The 14,177-nt window shown below is 42.1% G+C and carries 14 protein-coding genes and 1 tRNA gene; 6 read left to right on the top strand and 9 right to left on the bottom strand.

Features of this window, described 5'->3' with window-relative positions; all coding sequences use genetic code 11:
* Positions 1–189 precede the first annotated feature (189 nt).
* Complete coding sequence (locus tag DFP75_RS00640) at positions 190–1,020, bottom strand: LysR substrate-binding domain-containing protein (protein ID WP_245926969.1); 831 nt, start codon at positions 1,018–1,020, stop codon at positions 190–192.
* A 126-nt stretch (positions 1,021–1,146) separates the two neighbouring features.
* Here DFP75_RS00640 and DFP75_RS00635 point away from each other — a divergent pair, with 126 nt between their 5' ends.
* Positions 1,147–2,070 carry a DMT family transporter gene (locus tag DFP75_RS00635; RefSeq protein ID WP_110571575.1) on the top strand — a complete coding sequence of 308 codons (924 nt, stop codon included), beginning with the start codon at positions 1,147–1,149 and terminating at the stop codon, positions 2,068–2,070.
* A gap of 732 nt (positions 2,071–2,802) precedes the next feature.
* Here the strand turns inward: DFP75_RS00635 and iolB are convergent.
* The 3 genes from iolB to DFP75_RS00620 all read right to left on the bottom strand — a co-directional run bounded on the left by iolB (position 2,803) and on the right by DFP75_RS00620 (position 5,448).
* Positions 2,803–3,618 carry a 5-deoxy-glucuronate isomerase gene (gene iolB, locus DFP75_RS00630; RefSeq protein ID WP_110571574.1) on the bottom strand — a complete coding sequence of 272 codons (816 nt, stop codon included), beginning with the start codon at positions 3,616–3,618 and terminating at the stop codon, positions 2,803–2,805.
* A 55-nt stretch (positions 3,619–3,673) separates the two neighbouring features.
* Positions 3,674–4,843 carry a Gfo/Idh/MocA family protein gene (locus DFP75_RS00625; RefSeq protein WP_220032604.1) on the bottom strand — a complete coding sequence of 390 codons (1,170 nt, stop codon included), beginning with the start codon at positions 4,841–4,843 and terminating at the stop codon, positions 3,674–3,676.
* Between the two features lie 371 nt (positions 4,844–5,214).
* Positions 5,215–5,448 carry a hypothetical protein gene (locus DFP75_RS00620; protein ID WP_146219949.1) on the bottom strand — a complete coding sequence of 78 codons (234 nt, stop codon included), beginning with the start codon at positions 5,446–5,448 and terminating at the stop codon, positions 5,215–5,217.
* A gap of 648 nt (positions 5,449–6,096) precedes the next feature.
* On the opposite strand from DFP75_RS00620, the gene DFP75_RS00615 reads away from it, so the two are divergent.
* The 4 genes from DFP75_RS00615 (at position 6,097) to DFP75_RS00600 (ending at position 8,474) form a co-directional block, all read left to right on the top strand.
* Positions 6,097–7,197 (top strand): Fic family protein, encoded by a 1,101-nt coding sequence (locus tag DFP75_RS00615; protein WP_110571572.1) that lies wholly within the window; start codon positions 6,097–6,099, stop codon positions 7,195–7,197.
* A gap of 80 nt (positions 7,198–7,277) precedes the next feature.
* Complete coding sequence (locus tag DFP75_RS00610; protein WP_110571571.1) at positions 7,278–7,565, top strand: hypothetical protein; 288 nt, start codon at positions 7,278–7,280, stop codon at positions 7,563–7,565.
* A gap of 367 nt (positions 7,566–7,932) precedes the next feature.
* A complete protein-coding gene (locus DFP75_RS18475; RefSeq protein WP_220032603.1) occupies positions 7,933–8,130 on the top strand; it encodes a hypothetical protein in 198 nt (65 codons plus the stop codon).
* Positions 8,131–8,222: 92 nt separating this feature from the next.
* The gene (locus DFP75_RS00600) at positions 8,223–8,474 is read left to right on the top strand and encodes a hypothetical protein (RefSeq protein WP_220032602.1); all 252 of its coding nucleotides are present in this window, start codon (positions 8,223–8,225) and stop codon (positions 8,472–8,474) included.
* Between the two features lie 120 nt (positions 8,475–8,594).
* On the opposite strand, the gene DFP75_RS00595 is transcribed toward DFP75_RS00600, so the two are convergent.
* From DFP75_RS00595 to uvrB, 3 genes are all read right to left on the bottom strand, one after another.
* Positions 8,595–8,671: transfer RNA gene (locus DFP75_RS00595), tRNA-Val, on the bottom strand.
* Positions 8,672–8,753: 82 nt separating this feature from the next.
* Positions 8,754–8,942, bottom strand: a complete 189-nt coding sequence (locus DFP75_RS00590) for a hypothetical protein (protein ID WP_072841210.1) — start codon at positions 8,940–8,942, stop codon at positions 8,754–8,756.
* A 19-nt stretch (positions 8,943–8,961) separates the two neighbouring features.
* Entirely contained in the window at positions 8,962–10,986 is a 2,025-nt protein-coding gene (uvrB, locus tag DFP75_RS00585; protein WP_110571570.1) for an excinuclease ABC subunit UvrB, read from the bottom strand.
* A gap of 251 nt (positions 10,987–11,237) precedes the next feature.
* Between uvrB and DFP75_RS00580 the strand changes: the two genes are divergently transcribed.
* Positions 11,238–12,950, top strand: coding sequence for a SulP family inorganic anion transporter (locus tag DFP75_RS00580; RefSeq protein WP_110571569.1), 1,713 nt, complete (start codon positions 11,238–11,240; stop codon positions 12,948–12,950).
* Between the two features lie 45 nt (positions 12,951–12,995).
* On the opposite strand, the gene DFP75_RS00575 is transcribed toward DFP75_RS00580, so the two are convergent.
* Both DFP75_RS00575 and pyrF read right to left on the bottom strand, forming a co-directional pair.
* Positions 12,996–13,310, bottom strand: a complete 315-nt coding sequence (locus DFP75_RS00575; RefSeq protein WP_110571568.1) for a ComEA family DNA-binding protein — start codon at positions 13,308–13,310, stop codon at positions 12,996–12,998.
* Positions 13,311–13,459: 149 nt separating this feature from the next.
* Complete coding sequence (pyrF, locus tag DFP75_RS00570; RefSeq protein ID WP_110571567.1) at positions 13,460–14,167, bottom strand: orotidine-5'-phosphate decarboxylase; 708 nt, start codon at positions 14,165–14,167, stop codon at positions 13,460–13,462.
* Positions 14,168–14,177: the final 10 nt, after the last annotated feature.

The following is a 14,177-nucleotide window of genomic DNA, read 5'->3' as shown; positions in this document are numbered from 1 at the left end:
TAAAGATTAATTGGAATAAAAAGCATCTGTAAAGAGGATATTTTGCTCTGCTGCTCTTCGAAAAAGAATGCTTATAAATAGAGTAATACAAAGCATTGAACCCATTATGAAAATCTATAATGTAATTAGTTTACGATATGCAATGCCTGTTGGCGGTATGAAATAAAAAGTTCATATGCACAATGAAAACTAAGTCTGTAAAGTACACTCCACAAACGCGCTAATCGCGCTGGATGGATTGTCTTTACGCGATACAAGATACGTCTGCGCGTGAGCTATTTCTGTTTCGACGGGACGAAACGCTAACCCTCCGGTTTTATGTAATGCCAATAACGAGCGCGGCACCATGCCAATGCCCATTCCAGCAATCACACAGCTGATCATGGTGTAATAGCTTGGTATTTCGATGATACGTTCGCAAGTACGGTCTTGACCTTTAAGCCACTTCTCGAGCCTATCGCGATAAGAACACCCTTTGTTGTAACCCACCATAGTCAAAGAATCAGGCAGTTCTTCCTGCCCTCCCCAAGCCAACGGCATAATAAGCACCAACTCTTCATCAAAGCAATGAGTACAAGAAAGCCTTGGATCATTTGGTGGATCAGAGGTCATAACAAGATCAAGTTCGCCTTCTAAAACTCTCTCTATTAACGGCATAGACGCAGCGGTCATCAGTTCAATTTGCACGGCTGGGTACTTATCGTGATAACGCGAAAGTATGTTTGGCAGGCGAGAGGCAGCGCTACTTTCCATAGATCCCAAACGTAATAATCCAGACGGTTCCGCCTGTGTTAATTCTGCGATGGCACTTTTTTGCAGCTGCAAAATTTTATCCGTGTAGTCCAGCAAGCGAAGACCTGCGGAGGTAACAGAAAGGCGATTATTTTCTCTTAAAAAGAGATCTATATTGAGCTCACTCTCCAGTTTTTTAAGCCGAGCGGTGACATTAGATGGCACTCGATGCAAGGCTTCTGCTGCCCGAGTGACGCCTTTATGTTCAACAACGGCCTTAAAAACAATCAGGTCTGAAATATCTATGATGGCTCACTCTTTCACATTAAATGAAGGTATTGTTCTTTATTATTCATTATTAATGAAAATAAGATAACTCTATAATGTAAAAAAATCAAACAAGAGGATCAAAAAATGAATCAATCAACGGTTAAATCCCCCTTGCCAGTTGCTGGGCTGGTGTACGCTTTAGCGGCTGTGGCCATTTGGACAGGTTTTATATTGGTATCTAAAGCAGGGGCATTGGCCGCGTTAGCGTTGCCAGACATGATGATAGTGCGCTTTGGAACAGCGTTTATCTTATTTTTTCCGTTCATTTGGCAACACCGTAAAACAATTTTGCAATGGCGTATGTTTGTTTTAGGCAGCATTGGTGGTTTGGCTTATGCGCTATCCGTGTTTAATGGATTTCAACATGCACCAGCAACACACGCTGCGCTGCTTTTGCCAGGGTTAATGCCTATTATGATAGCGGTATTTGCTTACTTCTTAGCGGGCGAGCGCCACACAGTAGCATCTTGGGTTGGTATTCTGGTAAGCAGTTTAGGTATTCTTGCCTTGCTAACCGAGACAATGCTATCTGACGCATCTTATTGGTTAGGGGATATCAGCTTTGTAATCGCATGTGTCTTTTGGGGTATTTTTACTGTTTTGCTCCGCCGTTGGAAATTTGCGCCTTGGCAGGCAACATTAGGCATTATTGCTGTCACAACGCTACTATTTGCACCGGTTTACATATTGTTTTTACCACATCATTTAACTGACGCTTCTTGGGAAATGATCGGTTTACAGGCTTTCTACCAAGGAGTGATGGCAACCACAGTACAAATGGTATTTTACGGACGCGCAGTACATATTTTAGGTGCGACGAAAATGGGTGGGTTGATGGCCTTGGTTCCTGTGTTTGCCAGCGTATTAGCCGTACCACTGTTTGGTGAGCATTGGACACTGGGGTTAATAATTGCCTTGATACTGATTTTAACCGGTACCATTATTGGTAATATCCCTTTTGCTAAATGGCGTCAGGGCTTAAACTGTCGAACTGCGATGAAAAACTAGGAATCATGAAAATAAGCTCTCTTATGAGAAAGAGCGCTTCGAGCACTCTGCCATGTCGCACTAACCCACCTTTGTCGGCATCGAATTTAACAACAAACATTATCAAACACGTGAAGAAATGTTCCTTTCTCGCATGAATAAATTTATGCTTGGGGTCAACTTGAAGCGATTATTTACTGACTCATCGTTAAATAACTCCATTCCTGATCACACCACAATCATGAATTGCCGGCACTGATTCAACTATCGAGTCAGTTTTTTAAAAAAGTGAATAGATCAGGTATTTGTCTTAAAGCCCATATTGCTATTAACGCTAGAACGGAGTTAACTCATAACAACAGCAGCCAATCTTCTTCACAGCGAAGAGTGTTTTGTCTCGGCGGATTCTGGCTATCGTGGAGCTCAAAGCGTGAAGAGCTAAAAGGTACCAAAGCCAGTATTCGAGCAAAAGTCGGACTTCCTTTAGAATCATCAAGTGTCAGCTTAGTTTTAGAAAAGCTATTTATTGTAGGCAGACAAAAAATAACAGAAAGCTCGCCATGTTGCTTGCTATTACCATTATGTTTAGAGTTGACCAGATGATGACAAGAACTGTAAGAGATTGATCCGTTTAAATACCACTAAACAAGGCTCAATTGTCTCGTTTAGTGGTAAAACAGTAATAAACCAGCCACACTGATGACTGCGATTGGACTTTTCAGAATATTAAAGCGCGCAGCTCGATTTGTGCTTTTAAGCTTTTTTATCTCGTTTAATAATCCACTCATGATCCGGATCATTATGGAAAATCCAGTTACGACTAGGCCCTGCCATAACGTTCAGGTAGTAGGATTGATAACCATGTGGCACACCTACTGGATGATAGCCTTCTGGCACCATCACGAGATCTCCGTCTTCCACAGCCATGGTTTCATCAATACTTCTGTCATCCGTATAAACTCGCTGAAAAGCAAAGCCTTGTGGCGGATCAATCTTGTGATAATAAGTTTCTTCCAGCTGAGTTTCAGCGGGAGCCGCATCGGTATCATGTTTGTGCGGTGGATAGCTTGACCAGCCACCGCTTGGCGTAATCACTTCACACACTAATAAGCTATCGGCAGGTTCGTTGCCGAATAAAATATTGCACACATGGCGAGTGTTGCTGGTGACGCCTCGCGTTTCGTATTGGCATTGCTCCGGTGTGATCAATTTCGCTTGGAATCCGCCTTTGCCTGGCGCCTTACAAAAAGCCACTTCCACATCGGTAATGGCTTCAATACGAATCTCGTCTTGTGCAGGCGAATACACCGAATAAGGTGCTTTTTGCTCGAATACACTCATTCGATCACCTATGTTTTTCCACGCTTCCTGCTTGGTACTGGCGTTCGCTTTGCCTGATAAAACCACCGCGCACACCTCATCCGTTTCAGTCTGAATCACTACAGATTCGCCGGCCTTAAGCAGATGCGCTTCAAAGCCTATATAACGCCAATTCGCACTTTGTGGCGTTACATGTTGCGTCAATGTTGTGCCGTCAAGTTGGCGTTTCTTACTTAGTAAATGTGACATACAAACCTCTATCGTAGTTATTTTATCGAGAACATTTTTCCAGTCGACAAAAGTGCTATCGACTCACATCGTATTGCTCTACCTCAACCCATGCTCTTTTTTCGTGGGATTCCACTACACTATCGAGAATGACATTAACCTGAGCTGCTGCTCGAAAATCCGGCCATAAAGGAGCGCCATGAACAACCCCTTGGAATAAGTCTCGAATCTCAACCGCTTTCATGTCATTGAAACCCAAGCCATGACCAGCTGAAACACAAAATGCTTGATAATCAGGATGCTCAGGCCCAACTAAAATTCGCTTAAAGCCTTGAGTTTGTGGGTTTCCTTCGGCGACATACAAAGACAATTCAGACAAGGTTTCTTGATCGAAAATCAAGCTTCCTTTGGTGCCTGTGATTTCAAAAAACAAACCATTTTTTCTTCCCCATGCAATGCGAGACGCTTCTAATGTGCCTTGCGCACCATTGGCAAAGCGCACCATCATATGAGCTTGATCATCGTTTTCAACTTCGCCAGCGCTGGCTTTAGAACCACTTGAAGTTTGAACTAAAGGACGCTGTTGATGCACCACTTTAAGATCGGCACATAATGACGTGATTGGAGCGACCAAATGAGTCGCCAGTTGCACTAAATGAGACGCTAAATCGTTCAGCGCTCCTGTTCCGGCAAACTGTTTTTGCAAACGCCAACTAAAGGGTAGATTTGCGTCAGCAAGATAGTCTTCATTAAATACACCTCGAAAATGTACCACGTCACCAATATCACCACGATCGATGAGCTGCTTAGCAAATTGCACGGTTGGATTCTTGATGTAATTAAAACCAACCAGTGTTTTTACTCCTGCTCGTTCAGCAGCCTCAGTCATTTCTTTCGCATCGGAAGCATTTAGTGCTAGCGGTTTTTCGCTATAAACATGTTTACCTACTGCAATGGCAGCCATTGCGATTTCTTTATGTAGAAAATTCGGAGCACAGATATCGACTACATCAATAACCGGATCGTTAATTAGACTTTTCCAATCCCCTGTAGAGCGATTAAAACCCAATTCCAAGGCTTTCATTTTAGCTAATTCAGGCGTCGCGTCAGCTAACATCTCACAATGTAATTGGCTTTGTTGAATACCAAAAGCTGCCATCGCATTTCGGTAGGCAATGGCATGAGCTTTTCCCATATAGCCTGAGCCAACCAAGCCAACACGCATTTTTTTTATTGTTTCAACCATACCTCATATCCTGCTGTATTAATTACACCAAACTAAGTAAATCATTAATATACAGATTTTAATATTTTCATTCCAAACATGATGACATCATGGAATATTTATTTCAATAGATAAAAAAGCGCGATTAAACAATGAAAAATAAAACCATACAAAACAAAAGATATAAAAGTTAAAAAGGTTATCTAAGACCTGAATCAGTGACTTCATACGCGGTTGCGACACTACTGTACTGATCACCGCTACATTCACCAATACAGGTCTCCTGTTTCTAATGTCTGTATCTATCTGTGCTATTTCAATTGGTATGGATCCAGCTTTCTAGGGAGGAGACGTTACTTTTCATTTCGCGACAAAGGCAATTTTTACATACTTTAGTAGCCCTCAAGCATGAAGGTATCAGTTTTAGATAAATAAATTTTGGAGCTCATTATGTCTAACAAAACATCACCGCAAAACAACAGAATACTAACAATTGTTCTAACGGCACAAACACGACCTATGATAAGGGTCAGGGTAACCGATGAACCCAACTGAACCCGAATCAGAAAAAATAACGTTTGTTGGTTCAAGACTTCACCCGTATCAAGTTCCGGATCTATATCCACAGGTGGCGTTTCCCCCTTCACCTATTTAATAGGCTTTTTATCACTGGGAGGCTTTTCCTTAAATTTAGGGTGATCAAACTCGACATTTCCAACACTACTTTTTAGTAGTGTGCGGACACTCTCAACTTCATACACGTCAATCACCAAAGCGTCCAAGTAGCTTCAGGTGCCAACCAGTTATGTCTGGCGCATCAAACATAAAACCAAGCTCTCTATTTTTCAAAACGATAACCATCTGCTTCATAAATAAATTTTTGTTCTAGCGCAGGCAATCGTATATTTTTTCTTTTTCGATCGTTAAGGCGGCGTTGTAAGCACTACGAATTCGATGCAATCTAAGCTCTTCCGTTTGCTTTGCTAACTTTTTCTCATGCTCCTGGGTCAGGCTTTTCGACACCACTCGTACAACCAAACATATGGAACGTTGTTATCTTTGAGATCTGTAACTGGACTTCCCAGCATTTGCTCAAGACCACCATTCTATTCACGCTCAATATTCCTTTATAGCTACTTCCATTTAATCACTCTTCAGAACGTCTATGATGTGATTACCGACACCATTCAACTTAAATTTTGATTTGATTAACTACAATATTCACACTAAAGTGTGAGTAGATTAATCATATTATTCAAATCATAGAGGATGTTATGTGGATATGGCAGCAAGAAAATTGGCCTCACTTTACATGGGATAAAAACACTATAGAACCCATGTTAAGAGAAGCTCGCCTTAACCAAGGAATACTATTAGGTAAGATGGCCAGTCAATCTCACGATGCAAAGCAAAACATGCTCGATACACTTTTGGCTAACATTATAAACTCAAGCGCCATTGAAGGTGAGAAACTGAATGCCTTTTCAGTACGCTCCTCACTAGCCAATAAACTCGGTTTGACAGAAGAAAACTCGTTTCCTACTACTGAACAAACCGATGGTATCGCTGAGATAATGGTCGATGCCATTGAGAACCTTGATTCAAAACTGAGTTTAAAGAGAATTCTACATTGGCATGAAAAACTATTTCCTAAAGGCTATACCATGCTCAGCCCTATCATAGGTGGCCAGTTACGAGGAAGTGAACCCATGCAGGTGGTTTCTGGTCGAATTGATCGACCTACCGTTCACTTTGAAGCCCCTCCACGAGAAGTGCTTGATAAAGAATTAGAGCATTTTATCCGATGGTTTAATGAATCAATAAAAGAAGGATCATTAGATCCATTATTAAGAGCCGCCATCACTCATATTTGGTTTGTCACTATACACCCACTAGATGATGGAAACGGTCGTATAACTCGATTGCTTACAGACTTAGCATTAGCTCAAGCTGAAAGCCAATCGGTTCGATTTTACGCTATGTCAGTGAGCATATCGGCAAAGCGTAAAAGCTACTATGAAACACTTGAACAGACGCAGAAGGGTAGCGTAAACATCACAGCATGGTTAGCGTGGTTTCTTAACACGCTAAACGAAACCTTTAATGACGTGCTAAGAGAAATAGATCAGACCATTTTCAAATCAAACTACTGGCAAAAAATCGACCAAACAAAGCTAACGTCGGAGCAGGTCAAAGTCTTGAATCGCATGCTCGATGGGGACTTTGAACAGGGTATTAACACGACTCAATATCATAAAGTTGCCAAAGTCAGTAAACCGACAGCAACACGTCATTTAGCGACGTTAGTTGAACAAGGTTGTTTGGTCAGATCTGAATCAGGTGGACGCAGTACGCGATATTTACTCGTTCAGTAAACACAGAACCTATATATATGTCTGTCTGTTCTAATACGGCCTAAACTTAGCAAAAAGGGACTATGATTTTGGAGCTCAAAATGAAAACGCTAGAACTTCAATCACAACTTGACCTTATTAATAGCCTTTTTCCAGGGTTTAATATCATGTCTTCAACAGATTACCTTTCTATTGTTAGATCCGGTGTTAGTGGAGAAAATTTGCAAGCGATCATTAAGTTAACAGGTGAAAAAGAGCTGATTGCTCACGCGAAAGGAAAGAGTGCTTCAAGTGTAAGCAAAAGCTATCGTGTTAAACGACTTTCTTCTGCTATTTCTGACAGCCTAATTGATACATTACGTGTATATACAAGTAGTAAATCTCTATGAATCAGCAGATTTGGCAAAAGAATGGATTCACTCATCTATTCCTGCCCCTAGGTGGAGAAGTACCGGCGAAGATACTTGATACTCACGCTGGACGCGAGTTGGTAAGGCACATCTTACGAAAAGTAGATCTAGGGGAGTTCGTTTAACCTGCTGTTCAGGAACCCCATAGACTAAAAATACTTCCTCATATTTCCGCACTTGTAGATATCGGAAAAAGAAACTCTTAAGTTACCTTACATGAAAATAGAAACTAATATATTTCTATTCTATAAAAAGCAACTTATTAGTTTCCTTATGATAAATCTACTACAGCAAATCAAACACCGCCGTTTAGCACTGAAACTCAAACAGAATGACATGGTAATGCGTGTTGGTATTACTAGGCAGCAATTACCAACGACTTGAAGTAAAAGGCAATCCAAGACTCGATACGCTTGAACTGATTGCCAAAGACCTAAACAGCGACATCATGCTAATCCCAAAAGAAAAGCTCACAGCCGTTTTGGCCGTACTTGAAAGGGATGACCAAAAAAGCTATCGGATGATCCATGGAAAGGACTACTAGAAGACAAAGATGTAGACGAAGATGACAACGGAAATTAGTGTTCTTAAGTTGACGTTGCATGGTCATCTAGTGGGGTATTTGGCAAGCAAAAAATGGGCGTAATCTTCTTCATTTTGCTGAAAGCTATCAATCTAGTACAGCATTTCCTCCTTTATAAACACTTTGAACATTGGGCAACCAAATCAGATATTCCATGGCGAGCGATCAAACCGCATTTGGATGATGTAATGGAAAAAGCCAGAAGCCTTTGGCCAAACGCGCTAAAAGACCTACCAATGAATGAAGATCACAAACAACAGCTAAGACAACATTGGCAAAGGCTTCATGAGGATTTTCGAGTTTAAGCGTTTTAGGAAATCGTTTTTTGGGAGGTCAGTAAAATAAGCAGAAGAGGCTTTATCGTTTTCAGATACAAAAAAGCCCCGACGTTGTGAATGACCACTAACTGTCGAGGCTTCGTAATTTGGTAGGACTAAGCAGATTCGAACTGCTGACCTCTACCATGTCAAGGTAGCGCTCTAACCAACTGAGCTATAGTCCTAAAAAGTGTTGGCTATTATACGCAGAGGTTTGCTTTTGACAAGCCCTCGTTGATATTTTTTGAAGCCTTTGTTTTAAAACTGTTATTCACTAACTGGAACGAGTAGTTCGTGACCAATCACTTCATCAATTAAGCCATAAGGCACTTTGTATTTTTTGTCTTTAAACCGAACCAGTGCGTAGTCGTAGCACATTTCAATCACGGTGCAGTTGACGATAACACCGTTGTCGATGACTCGGATGATGTTGTAGTTTCTTAAGGTAATCGCCACGTTTTTCTCTCCGATTCTATTATTCACCAACGTCTTTTAACTTTTTCTGCAGCTGGCGAATCTGGTCACGATAACCCGCTGCCAGTTCAAATTTCAGCTCTTCAGATGCTTGAATCATTTCTTTTTGTAGCTGAATCATGGCTTTACGAACTTGAGCCACGTCTTCCATGCTTTCCACTTGGTAATCTTTTGCCGTCTCAGCCACTTTCTTCGTTTTGCTACCGCGTTTGCCTGCACCTGGGTTGTAGGCACCTTCCATGATATCTTCAACGGATTTGGTAATACCTGTTGGCGTAATACCATGTTCTTCGTTGTAGGCTTTTTGTTTTTCACGGCGACGATCGGTTTCACTTATCGCACGCTCCATGGAACCGGTAATTCGGTCTGCGTATAAAATAGCTTTACCGTTAACGTTACGAGCCGCACGACCAATGGTTTGAATCAGTGATTTTTCCGAGCGTAAGAAGCCTTCTTTATCGGCATCAAGGATCGCGACTAGGCTCACTTCTGGTATATCCAAACCTTCTCGTAACAAGTTGATGCCGACCAAAACATCAAACTCGCCAAGACGCAGATCTCGAATGATCTCGACACGTTCAACAGTATCGATATCAGAATGAAGATAACGTACGCGAATGCCGTGATCGCTCAAGTAATCACTTAAATCTTCCGCCATTCGTTTCGTCAGCGTCGTCACCAATACTCGCTCACCGGCAGGCAGTCGTAAGTTTATCTCAGACAATAAATCATCCACCTGAGTGGCGACAGGACGCACCTCTAAAATAGGGTCTATCAAGCCAGTCGGGCGAACAATCTGCTCAACAATCCAGTCCTGATGCTCTTCTTCGTATTTTCCTGGTGTAGCCGACACAAAGATCGTCTGTGGTTTAATTTGTTCCCACTCTTCAAAACGCATAGGACGATTATCAAGGGCCGAAGGCAAACGGAAGCCATATTCAACAAGGTTTTCTTTACGAGATCGGTCCCCTTTATACATGGCGCCAATTTGCGACACGGTTACATGGGATTCATCAATAACAAGCAAAGCATTGGCTGGCAGATAATCAAATAACGTTGGCGGTGGCGCGCCCTCTTCCCTACCCGATAAATAACGGGAATAGTTTTCTATGCCGTTGCAGTAGCCCAGCTCTTGCATCATTTCTAAATCGTATCGCGTACGCTGATCAAGGCGTTGCATTTCCACTAATTTATTTAGAGATTTAAGCTGTTCAAGGCGCTGATCCAACTCCACTTTAATACGCTCAATAGCCGCTTGTACGGTTTCTTTTGGCGTCACATAGTGCGTTTTCGGATATATAGTGACTCGTGGAACTTTGCGAATGGTTTTGTTCGTCAGAGGGTCGATCATCGACAAAGCTTCAATTTCGTCATCGAACAATTCGATACGGATTGCGGTGTCTTCCGAGTCAGCAGGAAAGACTTCAATCACATCGCCACGCACTCGGAAATTACCACGTTCTAAAACCAAATCGTTGCGGCTGTATTGCAGCTCGGCCAAACGACGCAGCACATCTCGTTGATCAATACGATCGCCACGATCAAGGTGCAACATCATTTTTAAATAGGATTGCGGATCACCCAAGCCATAAATCGCCGAAACAGTAGCAACAATAATAACGTCATCGCGTTCTAACAAAGCCTTGGTCGCAGACAAACGCATTTGCTCTATGTGCTCGTTGACGGACGCGTCTTTCTCAATAAAAGTATCAGATGCAGCAACGTAGGCTTCTGGCTGGTAATAATCGTAGTAGGAAACAAAATACTCTACGGCATTATTGGGGAAGAACTCTTTAAATTCGCCATAAAGCTGTGCCGCCAAGGTTTTGTTATGCGCCATTACAATGGTTGGGCGCTTCACTTGAGAAATCACATTGGCAATGGTGTAGGTTTTACCTGAACCTGTAACACCAAGCAGTGTTTGATGTGCTAAACCAGCTTCTACGCCACTCACAAGTTTTTCGATGGCTTTTGGCTGGTCGCCTGCAGGTGAATAAGATGAAACAACTTGAAACTCTTGCGACACGGATATTTTCCCTAAGCTTTACAATCGACGCAATAGATTAACAAATTTTGCTTAAGGCGTCCGATGTTTACGCCTTTATTCTTATTCCTTTAAAACAAAAAAGAACATAAAAAAAGAAAACAACAGAGATTCGTCTTTACCATCAAAGCCACCATATATAACATAAGGAAATATTCATATTCCTAATAGACACCAGATGGATTCTTGTATTCTTATGACGCCTTTTTCTGCATCTATCCTGAGAACGCCTCATGAATAAGCTTGAAAAATACTTACCTGCAATGGCTTGGATCAAAGAATATTCAAGAGACAAGCTACAAGCCGATACCATGGCCAGCTTTATTGCCACTATACTTTTGATTCCACAAAGTATGGGTTATGCCTTGTTAGCAGGGCTGCCCGCTGTAGTGGGTTTATACGCAGGCATCATCCCTTCTATTTTGTATTCCTTATTCGGTACTAGCCGCACTCTCGCCGTTGGCCCTGTCGCCATAACATCCATGATGACAGCAACGATACTGGCACCATTCGCCATAGCTGGAAGCGAGCATTATGTAGCCATTGCAATAATGCTGGCGTTTTTATCTGGTATATTTTTGATATTAATGAGCCTATTAAAAATGGGCTTTTTATCCAACCTACTCAGCCACCCAGTTATCTCTGGCTTCATTAGCGCCTCAGCCATCTTGATTGCTGTTGGACAGTTCAAACATTTAATAGGTGTTCAAGCTCAAGGCAACAACCTAATCGAGCTTGGTAAAAGCATGATCTTGCATATTAATGACATTAATCTCCCCACCGTGATTTTAAGCATTATCTCTATCTTTTCCTTACTTCTATTCAAGCGCCACCTAACACCTATGTTAAGCAAACTTGGCCTATCAGAGAGCACATCTAATATGCTTGGCAAGTCTGGTCCGGTCATTGTAGTTATAACAACCACCAGCTGCGTTGGCGCCTTCTCACTCGATTCGTTAGGCATCAAAATCGTCGGAGATATTAATAACCACTTACCCATTATTCCTGTCGAATATTTCACCTTAGACAATATGATTGATCTGCTACCTGGGGCGTTTTTAATAAGCATCGTTGGCTTCGTCGGCTCTGTTTCGGTAGCCCAATCCTTTGCAGCAAAACGCAAACAAAATATCAACCCAAACCAAGAACTTGTCGGATTAGGTTTAGCAAATTTAGGGGCGGCATTCAGTGGTTCGTTTCCTGTGACAGGCGGTTTTTCACGCTCAGTCGTCAACGTTAGTGCGGGGGCGACAACCCCAATGGCGGGGATATTAACAGGGCTACTCATGCTTTTTACCCTGCTGTTTTTAACACCGCTGTTTTATTACCTACCAACAGCCGTATTAGCAAGCTGTATCATCACTTCTATTTTGCAACTTATCGATTTTAAAGAGTTTACTCGGTTATATCATTTTTCTAAACAGGAAGCCGTGGGACTATTGGCCACTTTCTTTGTTGTACTCTTTATCAGTATGGAGACAGGAATAATCGTTGGCGTTTCTTTGTCGCTACTGTTTTTTCTTTGGCATACCAGCCACCCACATATTGCTGTAGTCGGTCGCCTTCCGGGAACAGAGCATTTTCGTAACGTTAAGCGCTTTGATGTAGAAACAACACCAAGCGTTATAACCGTTCGTATCGATGAAAATCTATTCTTTGCGAATGCAAGAGTACTAGAAGACTATGTCTTAACCCTTGTATCTCAGCACAACGACATTAAGCATTTAATTCTTATGTGTAATGCCGTTAATATGATTGATGCTAGTGCATTGGCAAGCCTAGAAGCCATAGATGATAGATTAAAATCAGCGGGAGTTACCTTGCATTTCTCTGAGATCAAAGGCCCCGTCATGGATAAACTGACAGGCTCAAGTTTAATCAAAAACCTAAGTGGACAAGTTTTTTTGACCCAGCATCAGGCGACAAAATCCCTAACAACAAAATAAGCGGACCTCAATCCGCTTATTTTTCGGTATTAATAATGCTCCGAACTATTTATCTGAATCACCATCAGCTGTAGCGACTTGCAGTAACTCTCGATTGCGGTTCAATAGCACACCACCAATCCCTTTTACATTAGATAACTGATCAACAGATTCAAAGCGGCCATTTGCTTCTCTGTAAGCAACAATCGCCTCTGCTTTCTTAGTGCCAACACCAGACATCACAGCGGTCAGCTGTGCTGCAGTTGCTGTATTAATATCTAAAGGCGTCGCGGCAAAAAGTGAGAAAGGTGCAAGCACCAATGAAATAACCAAAAGTGTGCGAGACACAAAAACACGGAAGGTACGATTAAGTTTCGTCATATTAAATTCCTTTTAAACTGTTTTGATAACAAAAATCAGCATCATGCCAATAAAAAAACCACTCACCGAATCAGCAACCAAGCCAAAACAAGTAAGTGGTTTTTAGATTAAAAGCTTTTTATCCAGACTTCAACCGCTAACACGACTATTTAAACGATTACACCCAAGTCTGTATTTGTCTGAGTCAGCACAGCAATAGGATCGCTCGCCTGAGTAATCGGACGACCCATCACAAGATAATGGCTTCCAGCCGCCATTGCCTCAGCTGGTGTCATAATTCGTTTCTGGTCACCTTGTTCAGATCCAACAGGACGAATGCCTGGGGTCACTAAAACAAAGTCTTTGCCAAGATCGGCAGACAACACACTAGACTCTTGAGCCGAACAAACCACACCATCCATACCAGACGATTTCGCCAACGCAGCAAGACGCTTAACATGTTGCTCAGGTGTTGAATCTATACCGATTTCCAAAAGATCCGCTTGATCCATGCTGGTCAGTACCGTCACAGCGATAAGCAATGTTTTATTATCAGGCAGTTGCTGCAAAGCATTGGCAGAAGCTTCCATCATTCGACGACCACCAGTCGCATGCACGTTGACCATCCATACACCCGCTCTCGCCGCGACACTAACGGCATTCGCTACCGTATTTGGAATATCATGAAATTTCAGATCCAAAAATATTTCAAAGCCTAGTTTGTGTAGCTCATCTAAAATTGCAGGACCTGATGTCGTAAACAACTCTTTGCCGACTTTTACTCGACACTGCTTTGGATCTAGTCGTTTCGCCATCTCGATTGATTGCGCCATGGTTGGATAATCTAGGGCAACCACAATAGGGGATTGGCAGCTCATTCAGTGTCCT

This window comes from Marinomonas alcarazii (genome assembly GCF_003208215.1).
GTDB lineage: Bacteria > Pseudomonadota > Gammaproteobacteria > Pseudomonadales > Marinomonadaceae > Marinomonas > Marinomonas alcarazii.
This window is presented reverse-complemented; position numbering and strand designations above follow the sequence as displayed.

Excerpts from the sequence above, each read along its gene's own strand:
- DFP75_RS00635 (WP_110571575.1), top strand. The coding sequence starts at position 1,147 with ATGAATCAATCAACGGTTAAATCCCCCTTGCCAGTTGCTGGGCTGGTG.
- iolB (WP_110571574.1), bottom strand. The coding sequence starts at position 3,618 with ATGTCACATTTACTAAGTAAGAAACGCCAACTTGACGGCACAACATTG.
- DFP75_RS00625 (WP_220032604.1), bottom strand. The coding sequence starts at position 4,843 with ATGGTTGAAACAATAAAAAAAATGCGTGTTGGCTTGGTTGGCTCAGGC.
- DFP75_RS00615 (WP_110571572.1), top strand. The coding sequence starts at position 6,097 with ATGTGGATATGGCAGCAAGAAAATTGGCCTCACTTTACATGGGATAAA.
- DFP75_RS00610 (WP_110571571.1), top strand. The coding sequence starts at position 7,278 with ATGAAAACGCTAGAACTTCAATCACAACTTGACCTTATTAATAGCCTT.
- DFP75_RS00600 (WP_220032602.1), top strand. The coding sequence starts at position 8,223 with ATGGGCGTAATCTTCTTCATTTTGCTGAAAGCTATCAATCTAGTACAG.
- DFP75_RS00580 (WP_110571569.1), top strand. The coding sequence starts at position 11,238 with ATGAATAAGCTTGAAAAATACTTACCTGCAATGGCTTGGATCAAAGAA.
- DFP75_RS00575 (WP_110571568.1), bottom strand. The coding sequence starts at position 13,310 with ATGACGAAACTTAATCGTACCTTCCGTGTTTTTGTGTCTCGCACACTT.
- pyrF (WP_110571567.1), bottom strand. The coding sequence starts at position 14,167 with ATGAGCTGCCAATCCCCTATTGTGGTTGCCCTAGATTATCCAACCATG.